The following is a 25140-nucleotide window of genomic DNA, read 5'->3' as shown; positions in this document are numbered from 1 at the left end:
GGCGGCAGGCGTTTTTTTATTGGTTGGCGCGGCGGCATACGCGCGAAAACCCCGAGACGCTTGCGAGAGGGCGCGACGCGAACGATACGGGCATGAATTCATTCCCGGGGCGATGCGGCCGCAACAATTGTCGTCGATTGATGATCCCTTTTTGATAAAACTGCCGTGCGCGATTGAAGATGAGGATCAGCACGGCAGTCGCGCGATCCGCGCGCCGGCGGCGCGGTGCGAATAGCGGTTGCACCGATGTATCGGCATGGACGGCCGCATCCGCCGGCGACGAATTCGGCCGGAACCTGATCGCGTGAAGTAAACTATGCGGTTACGACGCGCAGAGTCGCCGAAAGCGTCGCGTTCTGCGCGACGCTTTTGCATTTCTGCGGCGACTTTATTGACGCTTCCCTACGCGAATCCGAGCCGCGCCCGCGCGCGGCGATAGAGCCTACGATGTCCCGAATTTCCTTGTTTCCGCGTCAGTCCCGTCTGTCGCGCGCCGTGCGCGGCGCGCTGGCGATCCTGGCACTCGGCGCGGCCGCGTCGGCCTGGGCGGCCGGCACCGTCGAACTGCCGGCTTCCGCCGCAGGTGGCCCCGCGCCGCTCACCGTGACGGTCCAGCCCGGCCAGTCGCTGAACGATCTCGCGAAGGCGGCCACGCAGTCGCACGATCCGGGCGTGCTCGCGCGTGCCGGACGTGCGCTGTTCGACGCCAACCCGCAGGCATTCATGAAGCGCGATCCGAGCCGCCTGAAAGTCGGCGCGACGCTGACGGTGCCGGCGCTCGACGCGACGGGCGCGGCGCTCGCGGCGGCCGGTGCGTCAGGTGCATCGGTTGCGTCCGCGGTGGCCGCCGCGTCGGGTACGGCCGCGGCTTCGGCTGTGGCTACGCAGCATGGCGCGTCCGCGCCGCATCCGGGGTCGGCCGTGCAAACGGCGCCGGCTGCTCATGCGGCACCCGTCAGCGGCGCAAGTGTCGCTGCGGCGGCAGTCGTGGCAGGGGCATCGGCTTCGACCGGCGCGTCCGCCGCGCATGGCGCGTCGACGGTCGAGTCCGTTCAGCCGGCCGCGCCTGCGGCCGGTGCAAGCGGACCGCACGTGTGGAGCGGCGCGATTCAGTCCGCGACTCCGTCGTCCGCGAGCGAAGCCGCCATCCAGCCCGCGCAAGGCCACGCTCAAGGCATGCACGAACCATCTGTGGCGGCACCCGTCGCGGGCGCGTCGCAGCCGCGGCCGTCGAGCCTGCAGCAACTGCTCGCGCTGAAGAATCGCGTGCTGATGGAGCTGCAGAAACACGGAATCGGCAAGCCGGCCGCGACGAACAACGTTGCGCCCGCGCCGGCGCCTGCTGCCCCGCGTCCCGCCGCGAATGACGGCGCATCTGCTGCCGCATCTGCTGCCGCGTCGTCGCCCGCCGCGAGCGAGGCGGCGTCCGGCGTGGCCGCCAGTGCGGCGCAGCCGGCATCGGCCCCCGTGCAGCCGGCCGTGCCCGTGACGGCGACGCCGTCCGCGCGTGTTTCCGAACAGATCGACTGGCGCCCGGCCGCGGCGGCTGGCGCGGCGGTGGTCGTTCTCGCAGCCGGCTTCGCATGGCGCAAGCGCCGGAAAGCGCGGCGCGCCGAGACCGTCGCCTCGGAATCCGGCGGGGCGGCTGCTTCGGATGCCGGCGCATCATCGTCGCCGGTCGAACCCGTGCCGCCGATTCTTCCCGAGACGCCGGTCGCACGCGACGCAGCCGCCGATGTGAATCTTGTTTCGGCCGCTGCGGTAGCGGCGGAGGTGGCCGAAACGCGCGATCTCGACGTACCTTCGTCGCCGGAAGCGGCAACGCCGCGAGACGATCAAAAGGAAGCGCCGGCCGCGCCCGCCGCGTTGACGCCCGCCGCAGAGCCGGCACCGCACGACGCGAAGCCCGTCGCGGAGGCAACGCCCGGTCAGTTGATCGAAGCACCCGCCGCGCCGGCGACGAACGACGATCAGCACGCGGCACTGATGCAGAACGCGATCAGCGCGCTGAACAGCCTCGACATGCCGCTGCCGCCGCGTACGGCGGAAGAGCCGGCCGTTCGGGAAGGGCAAGCCGAAAGCGAGCAAATCGCAACTAACGGTCAGTCCGCGTCGCACCCGCCCGTTGGTGCGAACGATCCGTTGCCGGAGCACCCGGCCGATCAGGACGACGAGTTCGATTGGGATCCGGATGCGGCAACGCCCGCGCCGCACGCGGGCGGTGCGTCTGCGCCGTCGTCGCTGCCGCCGCTCGGCGGCGCGCAGTTCGGCGCGTTGAAGCTGGATTTCGATCTCGACCTGCCGTCCGCGCCGGGCGCCGTGCTGCCCGCGCTGACACCGGAAGAGCTCGCGCGCATCGCACGCAACAAGCTGGATCTCGCATCCGAGTACGTCGAGCTGGGCGACCTGTCCGGCGCGCGCACGCTGCTGCAGGAAGTCGTCGATGCGAACGACGCCGCGACGCGCGACGATGCGCGCGCGCTGCTCGCGAAACTGGCGGAAGAGGCGTGATGCGGATCGCGCTGGGGATTCAGTACGACGGCGCCGCGTTCTGCGGCTGGCAGGCGCAGCCGCACGGCAAGACCGTGCAGGACGCGCTCGAGCGCGCGCTCGGCGAATTCGCGTGCGTGCCGCTGCACACGACGGTCGCGGGACGGACCGACACGGGCGTGCACGGGCTCGGGCAGGTCGTGCACTTCGACACGGACCTCGACCGCGCGGATTTCTCGTGGGTGCGCGGTACCAACGCGTTCCTGCCGCCGACCGTTTCCGTCCAGTGGGCGAAGCCGATGCCGGACACGTTCCATGCGCGTTTCTCGGCGTTCGAACGCACCTACTACTACGCGCTGTACGTGCACCCCGTGCGCTCGCCGATGCTGGCCGGCCGGGCCGGCTGGATCCACACGCCGCTCGACGACGACGCAATGCGCGTCGCCGCCGCGCACCTGATCGGCGAGCACGACTTCTCGTCGTTCCGGTCGTCGGAATGCCAGTCGAAGACGCCGGTCAAACACCTGTACCAGATCGACGTGCGGCGTGCGGGCCACTTCATTCATTTCCGCTTCCGCGCGAACGCGTTCCTTCACCACATGGTGCGCAACCTGATGGGCTGCCTCGTCGCGGTCGGACGCGGCCGCTACCCGGCGGAGTGGCTCGCCGACGTGCTGGCCGGGCGCGACCGCAATCTCGCCGCGCCCACGTTCATGGCCGACGGGCTGTACCTCGCCCATGTCGGCTACCCGGCGGAATTCGCCGTCCCGCCCGCGCAGCTCGGCAGCGTGCCGTGGAGCAGCGTCTGGGCCGACCTGGACCCACAACCATGACGGATCACGCCGTGTCTTCTCCGACTCCCGCCGCGGCCGGCCTCGCGCCGCGCACGCGCATCAAGCTGTGCGGCCTGTCGCGCCCCGAGGACGTGCTGCACGCCGCCGCGCTCGGCGCCGACGCGATCGGCCTCGTGTTCTATCCGAAGAGCCCGCGCGCGGTGTCGATCGCGCAGGCGGCCGAGCTTGCACGCCTCGCGCCGCCGTTCGTGTCGGTGGTCGGGCTGTTCGTGAACGCGACCGAAGCCGAGATCGAGGCGGTCGTGCGCGACGTGCCGCTCACGGTGCTGCAATTCCACGGCGACGAGACGCCCGAGCAGTGCGACGCCCTCGGCCGCGCGGCACGTCTGCCGTGGTTGCGCGCGGTGCGCGTCGGCCCCTCGACGCAGCCGGCCGATTTGGTAGAATCGGCTCTTCATTATTCGAAAGCGCGCGGCCTCCTGTTCGACACCCTGGTGCCGGATTACGGCGGTAGCGGCAAGGTCTTCGATTGGTCACTTATTCCCGCAGAGCTCGCGCATCGGGCCGTTTTGAGTGGTGGCTTGAACGCGCAAAACGTCGGTGATGCGATCCGCCAGTTGCGCCCGTTTGCTGTCGATGTCTCGAGCGGCATCGAAGTGGAGGGCGCGAAGGGCGTGAAGGATCACGCCCGGATGGCGGCGTTCGTACGCGCGGTGCGCGAAGCGGACGCCGGGTGATGCAAGCCGGTGCGGCCCCGACAGCGGGGCGCGCCGACCGATCGAGAGTGACACCATGTACAACCTTCCTGATGATCACGGCCACTTCGGCCCGTATGGCGGCGTGTTCGTCGCCGAAACGCTGATTCACGCGCTGGACGAACTGCGCACGGCGTACGAAAAATTCCGCAATGACCCCGATTTCGTCGCCGAATACGAGCGCGAACTCAAGTATTTCGTCGGTCGTCCGTCGCCGATCTATCACGCGCAGCGCTGGAGCGAGATGCTCGGCGGCGCGCAGATCTACCTGAAGCGCGAGGACCTGAACCACACCGGCGCGCACAAGATCAACAACGTCATCGGCCAGGCGCTGCTCGCGAAGCGGATGGGCAAGAAGCGCGTGATCGCCGAAACCGGCGCCGGCCAGCACGGCGTCGCGACCGCGACGATCTGCGCGCGCTTCGGGATGGAGTGCATCGTCTACATGGGCGCCGAGGACGTGCGCCGCCAGGCCGCGAACGTCTACCGGATGAAGTTGCTCGGCGCGACGGTCGTGCCGGTCGAATCGGGTTCGCGCACGTTGAAGGACGCGCTGAACGAAGCGATGCGCGACTGGGTCACGAACATCGAAAGCACGTTCTACATCATCGGCACGGTCGCGGGCCCGCACCCGTATCCGGCGATGGTGCGCGACTTCCAGCGCGTGATCGGCGACGAGTGCAAGGTGCAGATGCCGGAACTCGCCGGCCGGCAGCCGGACGCGGTGATTGCGTGCGTCGGCGGCGGCTCGAACGCGATGGGCATCTTCTATCCGTACATCGACGACACGTCGGTGCAGCTGATCGGCGTCGAAGCGGCCGGCGACGGCCTCGACACCGGCCGTCACGCGGCGTCGCTGATCGCCGGCAGCCCCGGCGTGCTGCACGGCAACCGCACGTACCTGCTGCAGGACGACAACGGCCAGATCATCGAGACGCATTCGGTGTCGGCCGGGCTCGACTATCCGGGCGTCGGTCCCGAGCACGCATGGCTGAAGGACAGCGGCCGCGCGCAGTACGTGCCGATCACCGACGAAGAGGCGCTGAAGGCGTTCCACGACTGCTGCCGGATCGAGGGGATCATTCCCGCGCTCGAGTCGAGCCACGCGATCGCGTATGGCGTGAAGCTCGCGCCGACGTTGCCGAAGGACAAGATCCTGCTCGTCAACCTGTCGGGCCGCGGCGACAAGGACATGCACACGGTCGCCGAGCGATCGGGCATCGCGCTCTGACCCCGACCGATGCGTGACCTGATCGAACAACCGGGCGGCGGTGCCGCGAGCGAAGCGGAGGCGGTGCAGTCCGCCGTCGCCGTGCCGTGCGCGCTGCCGTCCGGGATCGAGCTGCACAACCGCGATTTCATGTCCGAAGCCGCGCGCCTGCCGGATGCGTCGATCGACCTGATCGTCGCCGATCCGCCGTACGGGCTCGGCAAGGACTACGGCAACGACTCGGACAAGCGCTCGGGCGACGACTTTCTCGCGTGGACGCGCGAGTGGCTCGAACTCGCGATCCCGAAGCTCAAGCCGAGCGGGTCGATGTACATCTTCTGCACGTGGCAGTACGCGCCGGAAATCTTCAGCTTCCTGAAGACGAAGCTCACGATGGTCAACGAGATCATCTGGGACCGGCGCGTGCCGAGCATGGGCGGCACGACGCGCCGTTTCACGTCGGTGCACGACAACATCGGCTTTTTCGCGGTTTCCAAGGCGTATTACTTCGATCTCGATCCGGTCCGCATCCCGTACGACGCCGACACGAAGAAGGCCCGCTCGCGCAAGCTGTTCGAAGGCAGCAAGTGGCTGGAGATGGGCTACAACCCGAAGGACGTCTGGTCGGTCTCGCGCCTGCACCGGCAGCACGCGGAGCGCGTCGATCATCCGACCCAGAAGCCGCTGGAAATCATCGAGCGGATGGTGCTCGCAAGCTGCCCGCCGGGCGGCCGCGTGCTCGATCCGTTCATGGGCAGCGGCACGACCGCGGTGGCCTGCGCACGGCAGGGGCGCGACTTCGTCGGCTACGAGATCAACGAAAGTTATTGCGCGATCGCGCACGAGCGCGTGAACGCGCTCGCCACGCCGGCGTGCGCGTGAGTCGCGCCGCCGCAGTGCCGATCGCATCAAGGAAAATTGCCATGTCCTCCCGTATCCAGCAGACCTTCGCCGCACTCGCCGAACAAGGCCGCAAGGGCCTGATCCCGTTCATTACGGCCGGCGATCCCGACCCCGCGAAGACCGTCGAATTCATGCACGCGCTCGCCGAAGGCGGCGCCGACGTCATCGAGCTCGGCGTGCCGTTCTCGGACCCGATGGCCGACGGCCCGGTGATCCAGCGCTCGTCGGAGCGTGCGCTCGCACGCGGCGTCACGCTGAAGAGCGTGCTCGCCGACGTGAAGCGCTTCCGCGAGACCGACCAGAAAACCCCCGTCGTGCTGATGGGTTATGCGAACCCGATCGAGCGGATGGGCGTCGACACGTTCGCGACCGAAGCGCAGGCGGCGGGCGTCGACGGCGTGCTCGTCGTCGACTATCCGCCCGAGGAAGCGGGCGTGTTCGCCGAGAAAATGCGTGCCGTGCAGATCGATCCGATCTTCCTGCTCGCGCCGACGTCGACCGACGAACGCATCGCCGACGTGGGCAAGATCGCGAGCGGCTACGTGTACTACGTGTCGCTCAAGGGTGTGACCGGCGCCGGAAATCTGGATGTTTCGAGCATTGCGGGTAAAATCCCGGCCATCAAGTCGCGCGTGCCGGTTCCGGTGGGCGTCGGCTTCGGCATCCGCGACGCCGAAACGGCGCGCGCGGTGGCCGAAGTGTCGGACGCCGTCGTGATCGGCAGCCGCCTGGTGCAGTTGCTCGAGAGCGCCGCGCCGGAAAGCGCCGCCGCCGCGCTGAAGACTTTCATCGCCGAGCTGCGCGCCGCCCTGGACGGCGCCGGCAAGACGGCGCGATAAACACAACACAGGAAGCGGGAACGGGCCGGTCGGCCCGCCCCGCCACGGAACAGGAAACCATACGATGAGCTGGCTCGACAAACTGTTGCCGCCGAAGATCAAGCAGACCGACCCGAAAAGCCGCAAGGGCATTCCGGAAGGCCTGTGGGTCAAGTGCCCGTCCTGCGAGGCCGTGCTGTACCGCAACGACGTGGACGCGAACCTGCACGTATGCCCGAAGTGCGATCACCACATGCGCATCGGTGCGCGCGAGCGTCTCGACGGGCTGCTCGATCCGGAAGGCCGCTATGAAATCGGCCAGGAAATCGTGCCGGTCGACTCGCTGAAGTTCAAAGACAGCCGCAAGTATCCCGATCGTCTGAAGGAAGCGATGGACGAAACGGGCGAGACCGACGCGATGGTCGTGATGGGTGGCGCGATCCACACGCTGCCCGTCGTCGCGGCCTGCTTCGAATTCTCGTTCATGGGCGGCTCGATGGGCTCGGTCGTGGGCGAGCGCTTCGCGCGCGGCGCGCAGAATGCGCTGGAGCAGCAGGTGCCGTTCATCTGCTTCACGGCGTCGGGCGGTGCGCGGATGCAGGAAAGCCTGCTGTCGCTGATGCAGATGGCCAAGACCACCGCGATGCTGACCAAGCTGGCCGAAGCCAAGCTGCCGTTCATCTCGGTGCTGACCGACCCGACGATGGGCGGCGTGTCGGCGAGCTTCGCGTTCCTCGGCGACGTCGTGATCGCCGAGCCGAAGGCGCTGATCGGCTTCGCCGGCCCGCGCGTGATCGAGCAGACGGTTCGCGAGAAACTTCCGGAAGGCTTCCAGCGCGCGGAATTCCTGCTGAAGACGGGCGCGATCGACATGATCGTCGACCGCCGCAAGATGCGCGACGAGATCGCGCAATTGCTCGCGCTGCTGCAGCGACAGCCGGCCGACGCGCTGGCCTGATTGGCGCGGCGTTGTGAACTGCGCGCGTCGCCCGGCTGAACCGCCGGGCGGCGCGTTTCGTTTTTTGGCGTAGTGGCGGTACCGATTCAGATTTGATCCGATGAGCACTTTTCCCACTCTCGACGCGTGGCTTTCGCATCTCGAACGCGCGCACCCGGTCGGCATCGACATGGGCCTCACCCGCATCGGGCAGGTCAAGGCGGCGTTGCAGCTCGAATTCGCGTGCCCCGTGATCACCGTCGGCGGCACGAACGGCAAGGGTTCGACCTGCGCGTTCCTCGAGGCGATCCTCGTTCATGCGGGCTACAAGGTCGGTTGCCACACGTCGCCGCACCTGCTCGAATTCGGCGAGCGCGCGCGCGTGAACGGCCAGCAGGTGAGCGACGGCGAGCTGCTGCCGCACTTCGAAGCCGTCGAGGCGGCGCGCACGTCGCTGCCCGAGCCGGTGTCGCTCACGTACTTCGAATTCACGACGCTCGCGATCCTGCACCTGTTCGCGTCGCGCGGGCTCGACGCGGTGATCCTCGAAGTCGGCCTCGGCGGCCGGCTCGATGCGGTCAACATCATCGATACCGATTGCGCGATCGTCACGAGCATCGACATCGACCACACCGAATACCTCGGCGACACGCGCGAGAAGATCGCATTCGAGAAGGCAGGGATCTTCCGCGCGGGCAAGCCGGCGATCTGCGGCGATCCCGCGGTGCCGAACACGCTGGTCGAGCATGCCGAAGCGATCGGCGCCGACCTGTGGCTGGTCGGTCGCGATTTCCGCTACGAAGCGCAGCCGGGCGCCGAACGCCAGCAATGGAGCTACCTCGGCCGCGAGAAGCGCTATCCGGCGCTCGCGTATCCGGCGCTGCGCGGTGCGAATCAGCTGATCAATGCATCGGCCGCGCTGGCCGCGCTCGAGGCGCTGCGCCCGGTGCTGCCGGTGTCCGCACAGGACATCCGGCTCGGGCTCGCCAACGTCGAACTGCCGGGGCGCTTCCAGGTGCTGCCCGGCAAGCCGGCGATCGTGCTGGACGTCGCGCACAACCCGCATGCGGCGGCCGTGCTCGAGCAGAATCTCGGCAACATGGGCTTCTTCCCGTACACGTACGCGGTGTTCGGCGCGATGCACGACAAGGACATCGATGGCGTGTTGCAGCATCTGAAGGGCGAGATCGACCACTGGTGCGTGACCGACCTGCCGCTGCCGCGCGCGGCGAGCGCGGAGCAGCTTGAAGCCGCGCTGCGCAAGGCCGGCGTGGAGGAGGGGGCCGATTCGAGCGTGACGCGGTTCGCGTCGCCCGCCGAAGCGTTTCGCGATGCACTAAAAAGAGCATCCGAGAATGATAGAATCGTGGTTCTCGGCAGTTTCCATACGGTGGCAGGTGTGATGGCCTACCGGAAATCGCAGCAACACTGACTGACGGGCAGTTTCGGACTCAGCCATTCATGGGAATTTTCTCGTTCGGCAAGAAAGACGACGACGCGCCCCCGCGGCGCGGCGGTCGTACCGGGGCCTCCCGGAACGTGCGCACGGAGCGCACTGAACGCGTCGAGCGACGCACGCGCCGCACCGAGCGTCCGGAATCGGACGCACTGCTCCTCGATCCGACCCTTCCAGAAAAGCAACGCGCCCGCCGGCGTCTCGTCGGCGCGATCGCGCTCGTCGTCGCCGCGGTGATCGTGCTGCCGATGGTGCTCGATTCGCACCCGAAGCCGGTGACGGACGACATCGCGATCGACATCCCGAACCGGCCCGCGCATCAGGCGGTGGCACCACGCGACGACGATGCGTCCGACGTGCAGGCGGGCGTCGCGCACGACGAACCGCCGGCATCCGATGTCGCCGTGGCGGCCGTGCCCGCGCCCACGGCCAAGGATGCAGCCAAGCCGGCCGCGAAGCCCGATACCACGACCCCGACGACCACGGCGAGCGTGACGCCGCCGAAGCCCGCTGCGAAGCCGGCCACGGCCGCACCCGCACCGAAGCCGGCCGCGCCGAAACCGGCGCCCGCGACGGTCGCGAACGCCGATGCCGCGGCCGACAGCGGCGACGCATCGTCGCCGGCGTCGCCGGCCGGTGCGCGCTTCGCGGTGCAGCTCGGTTCGTTCAAGGATGACGCAACGGCCCGTTCGTGGGCCACCAAGTTGAAATCGGCGGGGGTGCCCGCATATGTCGAGCATCGCAAGCAGGCGGATGGCAGCACGGCTACACTGCTGCGTGCCGGCCCGTTCGCGGATCGCGCGGCGGCGTCCGCCGCGATCGCGAAGGTGCGCGAAGCCGGACTCACGCAGTAACGTGCGATGCTGACGGCTTTCGACTACGCTGTATTGGCGGTGATCGCGTTGTCTGCGCTGCGTGGCGCATGGCGCGGTTTCGTCTCGGAGATTTTCGGGTTGATCGGCTGGATCGCGGCGATTGCGATCGCGGCCCGCTATGTCGGACTGGTCGTGCCGTATATCCCGGCGAACTGGCCGGGCGGTGCGCTGACACAGTGGGTGCTGGCGTTCGCGCTGATCGTGATCGGCGTGGTGTTCGTCGCGGGTGTCGCGAACGCGCTGTTGTCGCGAATCGCGCAGGCGACGGGCCTCGGCGGAGTCGATCGCTCGCTGGGCATGATGTTCGGGCTCGTCCGCGGCTGCGTGCTGGTGGTGCTGCTGGTCGCGGCGGCCGGGCTGACCGAATTGCCCAAACAGGATTTCTGGCGCAATGCGCTATTGCGTCCTTTCGCCGAACAGGGCGTGCACGAGCTGAAGCAGCTCCTGCCCGACGGCATGGCCCAGTATGTGCGCGTGTGACGACGCGGCCGGGCAGGACGGAACCGATTTTGTCATCTTGAAGGACATGCCATGTGCGGCATCGTAGGTGTTATCTCCCAATCCCCGGTCAATCAGCTGATCTATGACAGCCTGCTGCTGCTGCAGCATCGCGGTCAGGACGCAGCGGGCATCGCGACGGCGGACGGCAGCAATTTCCACATGTACAAGGCGAACGGCATGGTGCGCGACGTGTTCCGCACGCGCAACATGCGCAGCCTGCCCGGCACCTTCGGCATCGGCCAGGTCCGTTATCCGACGGCCGGCTCGGCGTCGAGCGAAGCCGAGGCGCAGCCGTTCTACGTGAACGCGCCGTTCGGGATCATCCTCGCGCACAACGGCAACCTGACGAACTGGGAACAGCTGAAGGACGAGATGTTCCGGATCGACCGCCGGCACATCAACACCAATTCCGACAGCGAAGTGCTGCTCAACGTGTTCGCGCACGAGCTGCAGCTGTCGACGACGGGCCTCGAGCTCGATCCGGCCGCGGTGTTCAAGGCGGTCGCGGGCGTGCATCGCCGCCTGCAGGGCTCGTACGCGATCGTGTCGCTGATCGCCGGCTACGGCCTGCTCGCGTTCCGCGATCCGTTCGGCATCCGCCCGCTCTGCATCGGCAAGCTCGAGACCGAACACGGCACCGAGTGGATGGTCGCGTCGGAGTCGGTGGCGGTCGAAGGCATCGGGTTCGAATTCGTGCGCGACGTGCAGCCGGGTGAAGCGATCTTCATCGACAAGGCCGGCAACTTCCACAGCCAGCAGTGCGCGGAGCACCCGACGCTGAATCCGTGCATGTTCGAATACGTGTATCTCGCGCGTCCGGATTCGTGCCTCGACGGCGTGCCCGTCTACAACGTTCGCCTGCGCATGGGCGATTACCTCGCCGAGAAGATCAAGCGCGAGCTGCCGAACGTGCCGATCGACGTCGTGATGCCGATTCCCGATTCGTCGCGTCCGGCCGCGATGCAGGTCGCCGCGAAGCTCGGCGTCGAGTATCGCGAAGGCTTCTTCAAGAACCGCTACGTCGGCCGCACCTTCATCATGCCGGGCCAGGCCGTGCGCAAGAAGTCGGTGCGCCAGAAGCTCAATGCGATGAGCATCGAGTTCAAGGACAAGAACGTGCTGATCGTCGACGATTCGATCGTGCGCGGCACGACCTCGCACGAGATCGTGCAGATGGCGCGCGATGCGGGCGCGAAGTCGGTGATCTTCGCGTCGGCGGCACCGCCCGTGAAGTTCCCGAACGTGTACGGTATCGACATGCCGACGCGCGGTGAGCTGGTCGCCCACGGCCGCACCGACGATGAAGTCGCGAAGATCATCGGCGCCGACTACCTGATCTATCAGGACGTCGACGACCTGCGCCGCGCGGTGCGCGACATCAACCCGAAGCTCGAGCGCTTCGAGGCGTCGTGCTTCGACGGCAATTACATCACCGGCGCCGTGACGCCCGAGTACCTCGATGCGATCGAGCGCGCACGTCTCGCACCGGCGTCCCAGGCCGATCGCGACACGGCCGGCGATGCCGCGCGTTCGCAGATGAACCTGCAACTGTCGGTCGAGTGATGCCGGCGCGCGCTTCCGACGAAGCGTGATAGGATGTGGCCTTGCGTCGATTTGATTCAGCTTGCGGACGCGGGGCGACTTCCCAAAACAGCTAAAGCGAAGGCCGGCGGCAGCCGGCCCGAGTCGATCGCTGTCGTACCGCACCGAAGCCCGCTGATGCCGACGCATAGCGGGCTTTTTGTTTTGGCCTGATTTTGTGGCTGGGTGCGCGCCCGATGCATGATCCGCGGCGCGCCCCTCGAATACGGAAAACGGAACATGGACGACTCCCTCAACTTCGACACGCTCGCCGTGCGCGCGGGCACGCTGCGCAGCAACTTCAACGAGCATTCGGAAGCGCTGTTCCTCACGTCGAGCTTCTGCTTCACGAGCGCGGCCGAGGCGGCCGAGCGCTTCGCGAATTCGGAAGACTATTTCACTTATTCGCGCTTCACGAACCCGACCGTCACCATGTTCCAGGATCGTCTCGCCGCGCTCGAAGGCGGCGAGGCCTGCATCGCGACGGCGTCGGGCATGGCCGCGATCATGTCGGTCGTGATGTCCGCGCTGCAGGCGGGCGATCACCTCGTCAGCTCGCGCAGCCTGTTCGGCTCGACGCTCGGGATGTTCTCGCAGATCTTCAGCAAGTTCGGCATCACGACGACCTTCGTCGATCCGACCGACCTGAACGCATGGCAGGAAGCGGTGCGGCCCGAGACGAAGATGTTCTTCCTCGAAACGCCGTCGAACCCGCTGACCGAACTCGCCGACATCGAAGCGATCGGCAAGATCGCGAAGGCCGCGAACGCGCTGTTCGTCGTCGACAACTGTTTCTGCAGCCCGGTGCTGCAGCAGCCGCTGAAGCTCGGCGCGGACGTCGTGATGCACTCGGCGACGAAGTTCCTCGACGGGCAGGGCCGCGTGCTCGGCGGCGCGCTGGTCGGCTCGAAGGAATTCATCATGGGCAAGGTGTTCCCGTTCGTGCGCAGCGCGGGGCCGACGCTGTCGGCGTTCAACGCGTGGGTGCTGCTGAAGGGGATGGAGACGCTGTCGCTGCGCGTCGAGAAGCAGTCGGCGAACGCGCTCGAAATCGCGCGCTGGCTCGATTCGCATCCGGCCGTCGCGCGCGTGTTCTATCCGGGGCTCGAATCGCATCCGCAGCACGAACTCGCGAAGCGCCAGCAGAAGGCGGGCGGCGCGATCGTGTCGTTCGAGCTGAAGGGTGACACGCCGGAGCAGCAGCGCGCGAATGCGTGGCGCGTGATCGACGGCACCAAGCTGATCTCGATCACCGGCAACCTCGGCGACACGCGCACGACGATCACGCATCCGGCGACGACGACGCATGCTCGCGTCACGCCGGAAGCGCGTGCGGCCGCGGGGATCACCGAAGGGCTGATCCGCCTCGCGGTCGGTCTGGAAAACGCGGGCGACCTGCGCAACGATCTCGCGCGCGGCCTCGAAGGCTGAGCGAGGCTGAGCGCGGCGGCAGGTTTCAAGGCCGACATGAGACGGGCCGCTCGATCAGATCGAGCGGCCCGTTTTCTTTTGGCCTGCGTCGCGCGCGTTGACGGAATCAGCCGGCCTGCGCGGACTGCGGCACGTCGCGCATCGCTTCCATCATCCAGCGCAGGGTGTCGTCGAGCGGCGTCACCGGCAGCTCGCCCACCGCGCGCCGCAGCTTGTCGCGCGACCCGCTCAGTCGCTTCACCTCGTTGTGCCGCACGAAACGCGGATCGATCGTCACGTCGATCACGTAACCGGCGATCCGCGACAGCATCGCCAGCACTTCCTTCAGCGAATACGCGCGCTCCGAGCAGACGTTGAACGTCTCGCCGGCCGGCGCGGCTTCGAGCAGCTTCAGATAGGCGGCCGTCACGTCGCGCACGTCGGAGAAATCGCGGCTCACGTCGAGATTGCCGAGCGAGATGCGCGGCGCATTGCGCGCATAGTGCGACACGAGTTTCGGCAGCAGATACGCATCGTCCTGGCCGACGCCGGTGTAGTTGAACGGCCGCGCGATCACGATCGGCAGGCGGTCGGCCCATAGCTTCGCCGCGTATTCCATCGCGAGCTTGCTGACCGCATAGTCGTTTGCAGGGGCGGGTGCGACGGTTTCGTCGAGCACGCCGGCCGTCGAATTGCCATAGATGTTCGCGCTGCTGGCGAGCAGCACCGCCGACGGACGACGGTCGAGGCCCGCGAGCGCGGCCAGCAGGTTGCGCGTGCCGACGATGTTGACCGCGTAAGTCTGCGACGGCTCGTCCTGCGCGACGTGCGCACGCGCAGCCAGATGCACGACCGCATCGGGTCGCGCATCGGCGGCCGCGGCGCGCATCGCGTGCGCGTCGAGCAGGTCGACCGGCAGCAGCGTGCAGTTCGCGAACGCCGGATCGTCCGGCCGCGCCGCGCCGGGCGCCACGGTGCCCCACACGTCGTAGCCGGCCGCCTCGAGGCGCTGCGCCATGTAGCGGCCGGTGAAGCCCGTCAGGCCCGTGACGAACGCACGGCGCGACGAGCGTCCGGCATCAGTACGTGTCATGGTGACGATTCCGCGTCAGGTCCGCTTCCACCATCATCTGGCAAAGCTGCTCGAGCGTCGTTTCCGGCGCCCAGCCGAGCTTGGATTTGGCCTTGTCCGCGCAGCCGATCAGCAGGTCGACTTCGGCAGGGCGGTAGAACTTCGGATTCACTTCGACGAGCACGTTGCCGTTCGATGCGTCGAGACCGCGTTCCTGTTCGCCCTTGCCGGTCCATTCGATCTGGTAGCCGGCGGCCGCGAACGCCATCTGCACGAAGTCGCGCACGGTCTCGGTGCGGTTGGTCGCGAGCACGTAGGTGTCGGGCTCGTCGACCTGCAGCATCCGCCACATCCCTTCGACGTATTCGAGCGCGAAGCCCCAGTCGCGCTTGGCGTCGAGGTTGCCGAGTTCGAGTTTGGTCGCCTTGCCGAGCTTGATCTTCGCGACGGTGTCGGTGATCTTGCGCGTGACGAACTCGCGGCCGCGCAGCGGCGATTCGTGGTTGAACAGGATGCCGCTGCAGCCGAACAGGTCGTAGGACTCGCGGTAGTTCACGGTCATCCAGTGCGCGTACAGCTTCGCGACGCCGTACGGGCTGCGCGGGTAGAACGCGGTCGTTTCAGTCTGCGGAATCGCCTGCACCTTGCCGAACATCTCGGACGTCGATGCCTGGTAGAAGCGCGTCTTCGGGCTCACCACGCGGATCGCCTCGAGCAGGTTCAGCGGGCCGATGCCGGTGACCTCGGCGGTCGTCGCCGGCTGATCGAACGACACGCCGACGAAGCTCTGCGCGGCCAGGTTGTACAGCTCGTCGGGCTGCGTGCGTTCGAGCAGCCGCAGGCTGGAGCCGGCATCCGTCAGGTCGTGCTCGACGAGCGACAGGTTCGGGTGCGTGTCGACGCCGAGCTCGGCGATGCGCCAGAAGTTCACCGAGCTGGTGCGGCGGTAGGTGCCCGTGACCTCGTAGCCCTTGTCGAGCAGCAGCTTGGTCAGGTAGGCGCCGTCCTGCCCGGTGATCCCCGTGATGATGGCCTTCTTGCGAGTTTGGCTCATGGCAATGTCCTGGTCGAATCGATGGATTGAAAAATTCAGGCGGTCGTGCGCGCGGCGGCGGGCACCGTGGCGCGTGCGGGGCCGCGCGTCAGGCGCCGCTCGAAGCCGTACCAGCTCACGGTGGCGTACGCGAGCGTGATGGCGAGGGCGAGCGCGGCCGTGACGAAGCGGTTCAGGTGCAGCGGCCACAGCGCGTACAGCACGCTCAGGTGAATCAGGTAGACGGTGTAGCTGACGGTGCCGACGTACACGAGCAGCGGGTTCGTCAGCACGCGCTGGACGAGGCCGCGTCCGCGCAGCGCGATCACGACGATCGACGTGCACAGCAGCAGCGAGACGCTGTAGAGCGCGGCGTTCGACAGCGGCGTGTTCGCCGCGCGGAAACGCGGGAACGACAGGTGCAGCCAGCCGAGGATCGCGAGCGCCACGAGCGCGCCGACGATCGCGAGCGGATAGAACGGCTCCAGCGCGCGCCGGTCGCGGCGCAGCACGATCGCGAGCAGCGCACCGGCGGCGAGCAGGTCCATCCGGAACGGCGTCAGGTAGTAGATCGGCCAGAACGAATCGAACCACGGCGTCGCGATCGCGCGCAGCACGGGCGCCGCGACGATCAGCGCGGCGGCGATCCACAGCAGCGCGCGTTCCGAACACCACAGCACGACGAACGGCCAGAAGATGTAGAACTGCTCCTCGACGGCGAGCGACCACAGCACGTTCAGGCTGTCGTGACCGATGCTGCCGAGCGACAGCCCGATGTTGGTCGAGAAGAACGCGAACCACGGCCAGTGCGGCAGCCAGCTTGCGCCGAACAGCAGCGTCGACACGACCAGCAGCAGCACGTACGGCGGCAGGATCCGGCGCACGCGGCGCGCGTAGAAGTGGCTGAAGTACGACTGTCCGCGCGCCTTGCGATCGAGCAGGATGCCGGTGATCAGCAGGCCGCTCAGCACGAAGAACAGGTCGACGCCCATCCATAGCGGCGCCTTCAGCGCATGTTGCAGGAACACGGCGCCGACGGCGATCGCGCGCAGCCCGTCGAGCTGCACGATGCGGCCGTGTTGCGGCGGGGCGAGGTCGGCGGTGCGCGAGATGCCCGTCATCGCGCCGCTCCTTCGCGACGCGCGGCCGATGCCGTGGCGCGCCGCGCATCCGATGCGTGAACGTAATGCATGCGTTTAAATGAAATATTGAATCGAAATCGATTCTAGGGAAAAGAAATCGGCAAAAAAACGCATGTCATTTATCCGGCTGAAAAGATTCGAATGCCGGTCGTTTCAATCGCGACATGAAAGGTTTGCAGGCTACGCGCCCCGGCGGGCGGGCCGGAGCGGCATTTTCTACGGATCTCGGCATGAAAGGCGGTCGATATTTCCGCTTTGCCGGGCCAATTTCTCGCTGTTCCGGTTCGATATTTCAGGTGGAAACATCCCCAAATATTTCCAAATTTCTTGTGATTATTTTTGCTTGTAACCTGCATCGCGACGTTTGAAACCTATTTAGCGACAGGGCATCGAGTGCAGGCAGCATGCCGCGCCGCCGGTCGCTTCCGCATCGAGTCTGGAGAGCGCATTGCGACGTCTGATTCTGGTTGGCATGACGGTATGCGCGGCGCTGTCCGCGAGCGCCGCATCGGCTGAAACCGTGTTGCCCGCGACCACGTCGTGGATCGGCAACACGTTCGGCTATGGCGACGGCAGCTGGACGCAGATCGACATTCGCGCGATCGCGGTAACGCCCGACGGCAAGGTGTATACGAACGCGCCGTGGGACGAAAGCGGCGCCGAGGCGAGCGTCTACCAGGACGGGAAGATGCTCGGCTTCGCCGGCGGCACGCACGGCTGGGGCAACCTCGGCGGCAACGCGGTCGCGGTGAACGGCAAGTATGCGTACGTCGCGATCGGCGTCGGCAACGAGCGCGGCCATCTGCAGTCGCCCGGCATCTGGCCGGACAAGGGCAAGCAGTGGTTCGGCATTTCGCGCCGCACGATCGGCGACATGAAGCAGCCGGCGCCGTTCCGCGCCGCGCCGCAGGTCGCGCCGGGCGGGCGCGCCGATGCCGGCCGCGCGCGCATGGCCGCCAGCTTCATGATGGTCAACGAGGTGCCGGCCCCGGCCCGGTCGGAAGTGGGCGAGGCGAAGGCGGAAGTCGGCGGCCTCGCGGCCGACGACAAGACGCTGTTCTCGACGAATCCGTCGCATGACGCGGTGGACGTGTACGACGCCGAGACGATGCAGAAGAAGGCCACCTGGAGCGCGCATGAGCCGGGCCGCATCGCGCTCGCCGGCGACGGCACGCTGTGGCTGCTCACCGATACGATCGGCGGGCCCGCGCGCCTCGTGCACGTGCGCGCGGACGGCCGCAAGCTCGATGACGCGCCCGCGCTGCCCGACGGCACCGAGGCGGTGGACGTGGCGGTCGACGCGAAAGGGCGCGTACTGGTCGCGGACAACGGGCCTCGGCAGCAGGTGCTGATCTTCTCGAAAGGCGGCAAGGGCTATGCACCGTCGGGCACGCTCGGCGAGCGAGGCGGAATCTTCGCTGGCCCGGTGCCGGGCCGTCCGGGGCCGCAGCGCTTCAACGGGCTGACGGGCGTGGGCGTCGATCGCGCGGGCAACGTGTATGTGTCGATGAACGGCATCGGGCCGCGTCACGACACGATCGGCGCGGGGCTCGGCGCGGTGCTCGAGAGCTATACGCCGGACGGCAAGCTGCGCTGGCAGGTGCAGGGGCTGCTGTTCGTCGACGGCGCGTGGCTCGACCCGGCGCGGCCGAACAGTGTGTATACGGGCAACAAGCGCTTCGAGCTCGATTTGTCGAAGCCGCCCGGCCAGGACTGGAAATACGCCGGCTTCCTGTCGAACCGCTTCAAGTATCCCGACGACCCCGTGTTCCACACGGACCAGTATCCCGGCATGCCGTTCGCGCGGCGCGTCGACGGCCGCACGTTCCTGTACCTGACCGACATGTACGCCGACCACCTGAAGATCTACCGCTTCGACGCGAAGCGCGACGGCGAGGTCGCGATTCCGTCGGGCTTGATCGCGGGCCGCGCGCGGCCGGTCGACAAGGTGCCGAACAAGCCGCCGGGCGGCGACTGGATCTGGCGCGACGCGAACGGCAACGGCCGGCTCGACGAGGACGAATTCACGACCAACACGACCGGCAAGGCAAAGGCGGGCGGCTGGGGCTGGTGGGTCGACACGAAGGGCGACATCTGGCGCACGAGCGACGTGCGCGGAATTCATCGCTTCGCCTACGGCGGCGTCGACAAGGCCGGCAACCCGATCTACTCGTACGACAAGGTCACGACCTATCCGATGCCGCAGCCGTTCACGCAGCTGCGTCGCGCGATCTACGAGCCGCAGACGGACACGCTGTACGTGACGGGCTACACGGCCGACGCGCCGCCGAAGCCGGGCATCAACAAGGAAGTCGGCCGCGTGCTGGTGCGCTTCGACAAGTGGTCGACCGGCTCGCCGGTGGTGCGCTATACGGTCGCGCTGCCGTGGCAGCTCGACGCGAAGCCGATCCTCGACCTGATCGGCATCACGGTCGAAGGCCGCTACATCTTCACGGTGGAGCCGGTCGGCACGATCCACGTGTACGACAAGGAAACCGGCAAGGAAGTCGGCGTGATGAGCCCGGGCGCGGAGGTCGGCAAGGCGTCGGGCTGGGTCGACGTGCCGTTCGGCATCAGCGCGTTCCGGCGCGAGAACGGCGAATACCTGGTGTTCGTCGAGGAAGACGCGCGCGGCAAGGTGCTGATGTATCGCTGGAAACCGTGACGGGCGGCGCGCCGTCGTCGTTGGCGTCACACAAGGCAGAAGCATGGACAAAGGCATACTCAAGAACGTTTCGATCAACTTCATCGGGCTGATCCTGCCGACCTTCGTGTCGCTGGTGACGGTGCCCGCGTACATCCACGCGCTGGGCGTCGAACGCTACGGCGTCGTCAGCCTCGTGTGGACGCTGATCGGTTATTTCGGGATCCTCGATCTCGGGATGAGCATGGCCGCGCAGAACCACATCTCGAAGGCGCTCGCGAGCGGCAACGCGGACGAAAGCGCGCGGGTCTTCTGGAGCGCGTTCTGGCTGAACCTCGGCACCGGCATCGTCGGCGGCCTGCTGATCTATTTCGGCGCGTTCGTCTATACCGCGTATTTCACGAAGGTGTCGGCGGCGATGCAGCATGAGGTGTATCTCGCGTTGCCGTGGCTCGCGCTCGCGATTCCGCTCGCGAACGTGTCGTGGGTGTTCGCCGGCGCGATCAACGGGGCCGAACGGTTCGGCGTGTTCAACACGAACCAGACGATCGGCACGTTCCTGTTCCAGCTGCTGCCGCTCGGCGCCGCATGGTGGATCGCGCCGAACCTGCAGACGGTGCTGGCCGCGGCCGTCCTCGCGCGGCTGATCGCGGCGGTGATGCTCGGTCACGCAAGCATCAAGGTGCTCGGGATCCGGCGCATCGACCCGCCGCAGTGGGGCACCGCGAAAGGGCTGTTCAACTTCGGCGGCTGGATGCTGATCGCGAGCACGACGAGCATGATCGCCGACACGCTCGACCGCGTGATGCTCGGCGCCGGCATGGGCGCGAAGTTCGTCACCTATTACACGGTTCCGCAGAACCTCGTCACGCGGCTGAACATGCTGCCGAACGCGCTGGTGCGCACGCTGTTTCCGCGCCTGTCGGCGGTCGGCCGCGACCATGCCGACACGCTCGCGCGCCAGTCGCTCGAATTCCTGAACGGCGTGTTCACGCCGGTCGGCATCGTCGCGATCTTCGCGCTCGCACCGTTCCTCACATTGTGGGTCGGCGCCGATCTCGCCGCGCATTCGGCGCCGGTCGGGCGCGTGCTGGTGATCAGCGTCTGGCTCGTCGGCCAGGCGAGCGTCACGCGGATCCTGATCCAGTCGCAGGTCAATCCGGCCCGGGCGGCGTTCGCCGGGCTCGTCGAGATGCCGTTCTTCGTCGGCGGCCTGTGGTTCGGCATTCATCACTTCGGGCTGATCGGCGCGGCGGTGGTCGTCGCGACCCGCGCGCTGGTCGATTACGGCGTGCTGCTTTACCTGTCGGCGATCCGGATGCGCGCAATCGTGCTCGATATGCTCGCGCATCTCGCCTTCCTGCTCGCGAGCCTGTTTCTGGCGCAGGCGTGGTCGGGGCTCGGCGAGTCGATCGGCCTCTGCGCGGTCGTGCTGGTGCTGAACCTTGCGTGGTCGCTCACGATGACGCCGGCCCTGCGCGCGCTGGTGCGCGACCTGTTCGTCCGTCTCAATGCGAGGAAAACCGTATGAATCGCGATCTGGCGGAACACGCCATCCTGAACCTCGCCACGGCCGATGCCGCCGTGGCCGAAGCCGGCGACACCGCCGCGCTGCGCCGGACCGAACCGGCCGGGCAGGCGGGCGCACGCGATGCGTCGCGCCCGCTGCGCGTGGCGATCGTCCACGACTGGCTCGTCACGTACGCCGGCGCCGAGCGCGTGCTCGAACAGATCGTCGCGTGCTTCCCCGATGCCGACCTGTTCAGCCTCGTCGATTTTCTCGACGATCGCGCGTTCGTGCGCGGCAAGCGGGTGACGACCTCGTTCATCCAGAAACTGCCGTTCGCGCGCACCAAGTACCGCAGCTATCTGCCGCTGATGCCGCTCGCGATCGAGCAGCTCGACGTGTCGGACTACGATCTCGTGATCTCCAGCAGCCATGCGGTCGCGAAGGGCGTGCTGACCGGGCCGGACCAGATGCACATCAGCTACGTGCATTCGCCGATCCGCTACGCGTGGGACCTGCAGCACCAGTATCTGGAACAGTCGAACCTCACGCACGGGCCGAAGTCGCTGCTCGCGCGGATGATCCTGCATTACATCCGCAACTGGGACACGCGCACCGCGAATGCGGTCGACGGCTTCGTCGCGAACTCCGCGTTCATCGCGCGACGCATCCGCAAGGTGTATCACCGCGACGCGGCGGTGATCTTCCCGCCGGTCGACGTCGACGGCTTCTCGCTGAACGAGGCGAAGGACGATTTCTACCTGACCGCGTCGCGGATGGTGCCGTACAAGAAGATCGACCTGATCGTCGAAGCGTTCTCGCGCACGCCGGAGCGCAAGCTCGTGGTGATCGGCGACGGCCCCGAGATGCAGAAGATCCGCGCGAAGGCCGGCCCGAACGTCGAGATCATGGGTTATCAACCGTTCGCGGTGCTGCACGACCGGATGCGGCGCGCGAAGGCGTTCGTGTTCGCGGCCGAGGAGGATTTCGGGATCTCGGTGGTCGAGGCGCAGGCGTGCGGCACGCCCGTGATCGCTTACGGCAAGGGCGGTGCGCTCGAGACCGTGCTCGAACCGCGCGCGCACGCGAATCCGACCGGGCTGTTCTTCGACGAACAGACGCCGCACGCGATCGTCGCGGCGGTCGACGATTTCGAGCGCGCGCCGCAGCGCTTCACGCCGCACGCGTGCCGCGCGAATGCAGAGCGCTTCTCCGCCGACACGTTCCGGCGGCGCTTCCTCGACTACGTGGAGGCGGCGCTGCCCGGCTCGACCGCGCAGCGCGGCACGGCCGTCGCGCCGATGCCGCCCGCGCGCGGCCCGGCGACGCTCGTGCTGGACCAGAGCGGCGTGCTCGGCGGCGCGGAGCTGTCGCTGCTGGAGATCATGAAGCACATGCGCGCGAACGCCGACGTGGTGCTGTTCGATGATGGCCCGTTCCGCGCGGCGCTCGACGAGATCGGCGCGCGCGTCGACGTGCTCGACCAGGGCGCGCTCGCCGGGGTGCGCAAGCAGGGCGGCGTGTCGGCCGGCGCGTTGAAGCAGCTTTACACGCTCGTGCGGGACGTCGCGCGGCGCGCACGCCGCGCCGAGGTGATCTACGCGAACACGCAGCGCGCGATGGTGGTCGCGGCGCTGGCCGGGCGGCTCGCGCGCAAGCCGGTGGTCTGGCACCTGCGCGACATCGTCAGCGGCGACCATTTCGGCAGCAAGCAACTGATGGCGATCAAGTACTGCGCGCGGTTCGGCGTCACGCGCGTGATCGCGAACTCCGACGCGTCCGCGCAGGCGTTCCGTGCGCTGACGGGCTTCACGCCGCAGCACGTCGACGTCGTGTTCAACGGCATTTCGGCGGAACCGTTCGACGCGCTGGACACGGCCAGCCAGGCCGCGCTGCGCGCGCGCTTCGGGCTGCCCGAGCAGGCATGGCTGGTCGGCTCGTTCAGCCGCCTCGCGCACTGGAAGGGGCAGCACCTGCTGCTGGAGGCCGCGGCTCGCCATCCGGACATGCACGTGGTGCTGGTCGGCGCGCCGCTGTTCGGCGAGGACGAATACGCGGCGCAGCTGCACGAGATCGTCGCGCGTCACGGGATGGACGATCGCGTGCACTTCCTCGGCTTCCAGCGCGACGTGGCCGCGTGCATGAAGGCGGTCGACGTGGTCGCGCATACGTCGATCACGCCGGAGCCGTTCGGGCGCGTGATCGTCGAGGGCATGCTCGCACGGCGACCGGTTGTCGCGGCCCGCGCGGGCGGAGTCGTCGAGATCATCGAGGACGGCGAAAACGGGCTGCTGTGCGAGCCGGGCAACGCGACCGCGCTGGCCGATGCGCTGGGCAGGCTGCAGCACGACGCCGCGCTGCGCGAGCGGCTCGTCGCGAGCGGGCGGGCGACCGCGGTGCGCCGGTTCGGCACCGCGACCTATGTGGAACGGGTCGAGAAGATCCTCGCGGATACGGCGAAGGCCGCGAAGGCGAAGAAGCGGTAGGTGCGGCGCACCGGCGCGAATCGACGCCATGCGCCGGGAAACGGGCCCTCATGCGGCGGTGCGCTGCATGAGGGTTCTGCTTTTTGGGCGGGCGATGCGACAGTGGTGCAGCCGCCCAGGCGGCGCGTGACGCGGCGTCACGCTCATGAAAATGCCCCCGCATGACTTGAGGTCGCGCGGGGGCCGGGAGCGCCGTAACGGCGCAATCAGACAGCCCGTTCGGGCGCCGGTGCGACGACGCGGGCGGCGCGCGTCGGCTTCAGGCTGGCCGACCACATCATCGCGGGGCGTTCGAACAGCCGGTAGAACACGTAGGCGACCGGAATCGCGGCGGCCATGAACGCGATCGACGGCCAGATCGACAGTTGCAGTTCCGAGTGGAACAGCACCGAGCCGAGGCAGACGAACAGCGGCAGATGGATCAGGTACAGCGAGTAGCTGAAGTCGCCGAACCAGCCGAGCACGCGCAACAGCGGCGTCGGGCGCGGCGGGCAGGCGAGCGCGCGGTACAGGAAGCACGCGAAGCCGGCCGCCCACAGCTGGAACGCGCCGTACTGGCCGAAATGGAACGCGCCGCAGCCCGCGGCCAGCAGCGCGGCGGCCGCGAGATACCACGCGCGCGACGGCACGGCGGCCGTGCCGCGCGCCGGCTGTGCGCGCACGTCGGCGATCCATGCGCCGACCGTCCAGGACAGCCAGTACGACGTGAAGAACTGCAGGTCGTGCCGTTCGAGCAGCCACGCCGACGCGACGTTGACGAGCGCGACGGCCGCCACGATGGCCGGCATGCCGATGCGCCGGCGCAGCGCGAACAGCAGCGGGTAGATCGCATAGAACTGCACTTCGAGCGACAGCGTCCACAGCGCGCCGTTGGACCCGTACGTGTAGCCGGCGACGCCCTGCAGCGAGAACAGGTTCACGAGGAACGCGGTGAGGCCGACGTCGCGGATCTTGTGGCTGACCGGCGCGATCTGCAGGCTGACCGCGTCCATCGCGAGCGTGAACAGCAGCGCGGCGAGCAGCACCGGGTAGATGCGCGCGAAGCGGCGCGCCCAGAAGTTCGGCGCATCGAGCCGGTATGCGGGGTTGGCCGCGAGCTTGAGCGCCGCGTTGCGGTGGATGCAGTAGCCGCTGATCACGAAGAAGATCGGCACGCCGGCGGAGCCCCACGCGAACGGGAAGGTCAGGTAGCCGGCGATCACGCTCGGGTTCAGCGCATGACCGTAAGCGTGATGGAAGCTCTGCATGCCGACCCAGACGACCTGGCGGCAGTGGAAATAGGCGACGAGCAGCGCCGCGAACCCGCGCATCGCGTCGATCACGTGTTCCTTGTGGTCGGCGACGGGCGGCGCAGTCAAAGACGATCCGCTGAAAGCTTGCATGCGATTCGATTCCTTGCGACGGATGAAGGGGATGGTCCAATCGTAATGCGCAAGAATTCGATCGAATGAATAAAAAAATCTCGCCGGGAAATGATGATGTTTCAGATGGTGGTTTTATTCCGGTATGAAAGCGGTTTCGCCACT

20 protein-coding genes are annotated in these 25140 nt (G+C 67.5%); 16 read left to right on the top strand and 4 right to left on the bottom strand.

Annotation, left to right across the window (positions count from 1 at the left end):
* Positions 1–447: 447 nt before the first annotated feature.
* From HWX25_RS00420 to HWX25_RS00365, 12 genes are all read left to right on the top strand, one after another.
* Positions 448–2511 carry a FimV/HubP family polar landmark protein gene (locus tag HWX25_RS00420; protein ID WP_175906431.1) on the top strand — a complete coding sequence of 688 codons (2064 nt, stop codon included), beginning with the start codon at positions 448–450 and terminating at the stop codon, positions 2509–2511.
* Positions 2511–3323 (top strand): tRNA pseudouridine(38-40) synthase TruA, encoded by an 813-nt coding sequence (truA, locus tag HWX25_RS00415; RefSeq protein ID WP_059818799.1) that lies wholly within the window; start codon positions 2511–2513, stop codon positions 3321–3323. Before HWX25_RS00420 ends, truA begins: the two co-directional genes overlap by 1 nt.
* Entirely contained in the window at positions 3320–4021 is a 702-nt protein-coding gene (locus tag HWX25_RS00410; protein WP_175906866.1) for a phosphoribosylanthranilate isomerase, read from the top strand. The genes truA and HWX25_RS00410 overlap by 4 nt, the downstream gene beginning before the upstream one ends.
* Positions 4022–4076: 55 nt before the next feature.
* Positions 4077–5270: a tryptophan synthase subunit beta gene (gene trpB, locus HWX25_RS00405; protein ID WP_059524753.1), complete on the top strand. Its 1194-nt coding sequence runs from the start codon at positions 4077–4079 to the stop codon at positions 5268–5270.
* 9 nt (positions 5271–5279) lie between these two features.
* A complete protein-coding gene (locus HWX25_RS00400) occupies positions 5280–6131 on the top strand; it encodes a site-specific DNA-methyltransferase (protein ID WP_059524755.1) in 852 nt (283 codons plus the stop codon).
* A gap of 41 nt (positions 6132–6172) precedes the next feature.
* Positions 6173–6991 (top strand): tryptophan synthase subunit alpha, encoded by an 819-nt coding sequence (gene trpA / locus HWX25_RS00395; RefSeq protein WP_175906429.1) that lies wholly within the window; start codon positions 6173–6175, stop codon positions 6989–6991.
* A 64-nt stretch (positions 6992–7055) separates the two neighbouring features.
* Positions 7056–7928 carry an acetyl-CoA carboxylase, carboxyltransferase subunit beta gene (gene accD / locus HWX25_RS00390; RefSeq protein ID WP_044843820.1) on the top strand — a complete coding sequence of 291 codons (873 nt, stop codon included), beginning with the start codon at positions 7056–7058 and terminating at the stop codon, positions 7926–7928.
* Positions 7929–8028: 100 nt separating this feature from the next.
* Positions 8029–9339, top strand: a complete 1311-nt coding sequence (folC, locus tag HWX25_RS00385) for a bifunctional tetrahydrofolate synthase/dihydrofolate synthase (protein ID WP_175906427.1) — start codon at positions 8029–8031, stop codon at positions 9337–9339.
* A gap of 29 nt (positions 9340–9368) precedes the next feature.
* Positions 9369–10217 carry an SPOR domain-containing protein gene (locus tag HWX25_RS00380; RefSeq protein ID WP_175906425.1) on the top strand — a complete coding sequence of 283 codons (849 nt, stop codon included), beginning with the start codon at positions 9369–9371 and terminating at the stop codon, positions 10215–10217.
* A 6-nt stretch (positions 10218–10223) separates the two neighbouring features.
* The gene (locus tag HWX25_RS00375; RefSeq protein WP_059524763.1) at positions 10224–10718 is read left to right on the top strand and encodes a CvpA family protein; all 495 of its coding nucleotides are present in this window, start codon (positions 10224–10226) and stop codon (positions 10716–10718) included.
* Between the two features lie 51 nt (positions 10719–10769).
* Complete coding sequence (gene purF, locus HWX25_RS00370) at positions 10770–12302, top strand: amidophosphoribosyltransferase (RefSeq protein ID WP_059818804.1); 1533 nt, start codon at positions 10770–10772, stop codon at positions 12300–12302.
* A 258-nt stretch (positions 12303–12560) separates the two neighbouring features.
* Positions 12561–13751, top strand: a complete 1191-nt coding sequence (locus HWX25_RS00365) for an O-succinylhomoserine sulfhydrylase (RefSeq protein WP_059525647.1) — start codon at positions 12561–12563, stop codon at positions 13749–13751.
* Positions 13752–13857: 106 nt separating this feature from the next.
* Here the strand turns inward: HWX25_RS00365 and HWX25_RS00360 are convergent, their stop codons facing one another.
* Genes HWX25_RS00360 through HWX25_RS00350 form a run of 3 tightly spaced genes read right to left on the bottom strand, consistent with a single transcriptional unit; the run spans position 13858 to position 16956 of the window.
* Positions 13858–14823: an NAD-dependent epimerase/dehydratase family protein gene (locus HWX25_RS00360; protein ID WP_175906423.1), complete on the bottom strand. Its 966-nt coding sequence runs from the start codon at positions 14821–14823 to the stop codon at positions 13858–13860.
* Positions 14810–15856 (bottom strand): GDP-mannose 4,6-dehydratase, encoded by a 1047-nt coding sequence (gene gmd / locus HWX25_RS00355; protein WP_059524769.1) that lies wholly within the window; start codon positions 15854–15856, stop codon positions 14810–14812. The genes HWX25_RS00360 and gmd overlap by 14 nt, the downstream gene beginning before the upstream one ends.
* Before the next feature lie 35 nt (positions 15857–15891).
* Positions 15892–16956 (bottom strand): acyltransferase, encoded by a 1065-nt coding sequence (locus tag HWX25_RS00350; RefSeq protein ID WP_059699941.1) that lies wholly within the window; start codon positions 16954–16956, stop codon positions 15892–15894.
* Between the two features lie 185 nt (positions 16957–17141).
* On the opposite strand from HWX25_RS00350, the gene HWX25_RS00345 reads away from it, so the two are divergent.
* The 4 genes from HWX25_RS00345 to HWX25_RS00330 all read left to right on the top strand — a co-directional run bounded on the left by HWX25_RS00345 (position 17142) and on the right by HWX25_RS00330 (position 23614).
* Entirely contained in the window at positions 17142–17345 is a 204-nt protein-coding gene (locus HWX25_RS00345; protein ID WP_175906421.1) for a hypothetical protein, read from the top strand.
* Positions 17346–17449: 104 nt separating this feature from the next.
* A complete protein-coding gene (locus tag HWX25_RS00340; protein WP_175906864.1) occupies positions 17450–19642 on the top strand; it encodes a hypothetical protein in 2193 nt (730 codons plus the stop codon).
* Positions 19643–19685: 43 nt separating this feature from the next.
* Positions 19686–21152: a flippase gene (locus HWX25_RS00335; protein ID WP_059689711.1), complete on the top strand. Its 1467-nt coding sequence runs from the start codon at positions 19686–19688 to the stop codon at positions 21150–21152.
* Entirely contained in the window at positions 21149–23614 is a 2466-nt protein-coding gene (locus HWX25_RS00330) for a glycosyltransferase family 4 protein (protein WP_175906418.1), read from the top strand. The genes HWX25_RS00335 and HWX25_RS00330 overlap by 4 nt, the downstream gene beginning before the upstream one ends.
* A gap of 206 nt (positions 23615–23820) precedes the next feature.
* Here HWX25_RS00330 and HWX25_RS00325 read toward each other — a convergent pair whose 3' ends face one another.
* Positions 23821–24996 (bottom strand): acyltransferase, encoded by a 1176-nt coding sequence (locus tag HWX25_RS00325; protein WP_059524779.1) that lies wholly within the window; start codon positions 24994–24996, stop codon positions 23821–23823.
* Positions 24997–25140: the final 144 nt, after the last annotated feature.

The organism is Burkholderia sp. BCC1640 (assembly GCF_902833125.1).
Classification (GTDB): Bacteria; Pseudomonadota; Gammaproteobacteria; order Burkholderiales; family Burkholderiaceae; genus Burkholderia; species Burkholderia diffusa.
Note: the sequence above shows the minus strand (reverse complement) of the source record. Positions and strands in the feature narration are given on the sequence as shown.

Bases quoted from the DNA above. Each gene is read 5' to 3' on its own strand.
- HWX25_RS00420 (WP_175906431.1), top strand. From the start codon at position 448: ATGTCCCGAATTTCCTTGTTTCCGCGTCAGTCCCGTCTGTCGCGCGCC.
- truA (WP_059818799.1), top strand. From the start codon at position 2,511: ATGCGGATCGCGCTGGGGATTCAGTACGACGGCGCCGCGTTCTGCGGC.
- HWX25_RS00410 (WP_175906866.1), top strand. From the start codon at position 3,320: ATGACGGATCACGCCGTGTCTTCTCCGACTCCCGCCGCGGCCGGCCTC.
- trpB (WP_059524753.1), top strand. From the start codon at position 4,077: ATGTACAACCTTCCTGATGATCACGGCCACTTCGGCCCGTATGGCGGC.
- HWX25_RS00400 (WP_059524755.1), top strand. From the start codon at position 5,280: ATGCGTGACCTGATCGAACAACCGGGCGGCGGTGCCGCGAGCGAAGCG.
- trpA (WP_175906429.1), top strand. From the start codon at position 6,173: ATGTCCTCCCGTATCCAGCAGACCTTCGCCGCACTCGCCGAACAAGGC.
- accD (WP_044843820.1), top strand. From the start codon at position 7,056: ATGAGCTGGCTCGACAAACTGTTGCCGCCGAAGATCAAGCAGACCGAC.
- folC (WP_175906427.1), top strand. From the start codon at position 8,029: ATGAGCACTTTTCCCACTCTCGACGCGTGGCTTTCGCATCTCGAACGC.
- HWX25_RS00380 (WP_175906425.1), top strand. From the start codon at position 9,369: ATGGGAATTTTCTCGTTCGGCAAGAAAGACGACGACGCGCCCCCGCGG.
- HWX25_RS00375 (WP_059524763.1), top strand. From the start codon at position 10,224: ATGCTGACGGCTTTCGACTACGCTGTATTGGCGGTGATCGCGTTGTCT.
- purF (WP_059818804.1), top strand. From the start codon at position 10,770: ATGTGCGGCATCGTAGGTGTTATCTCCCAATCCCCGGTCAATCAGCTG.
- HWX25_RS00365 (WP_059525647.1), top strand. From the start codon at position 12,561: ATGGACGACTCCCTCAACTTCGACACGCTCGCCGTGCGCGCGGGCACG.
- HWX25_RS00360 (WP_175906423.1), bottom strand. From the start codon at position 14,823: ATGACACGTACTGATGCCGGACGCTCGTCGCGCCGTGCGTTCGTCACG.
- gmd (WP_059524769.1), bottom strand. From the start codon at position 15,856: ATGAGCCAAACTCGCAAGAAGGCCATCATCACGGGGATCACCGGGCAG.
- HWX25_RS00350 (WP_059699941.1), bottom strand. From the start codon at position 16,956: ATGACGGGCATCTCGCGCACCGCCGACCTCGCCCCGCCGCAACACGGC.
- HWX25_RS00345 (WP_175906421.1), top strand. From the start codon at position 17,142: ATGAAAGGTTTGCAGGCTACGCGCCCCGGCGGGCGGGCCGGAGCGGCA.
- HWX25_RS00340 (WP_175906864.1), top strand. From the start codon at position 17,450: ATGACGGTATGCGCGGCGCTGTCCGCGAGCGCCGCATCGGCTGAAACC.
- HWX25_RS00335 (WP_059689711.1), top strand. From the start codon at position 19,686: ATGGACAAAGGCATACTCAAGAACGTTTCGATCAACTTCATCGGGCTG.
- HWX25_RS00330 (WP_175906418.1), top strand. From the start codon at position 21,149: ATGAATCGCGATCTGGCGGAACACGCCATCCTGAACCTCGCCACGGCC.
- HWX25_RS00325 (WP_059524779.1), bottom strand. From the start codon at position 24,996: ATGCAAGCTTTCAGCGGATCGTCTTTGACTGCGCCGCCCGTCGCCGAC.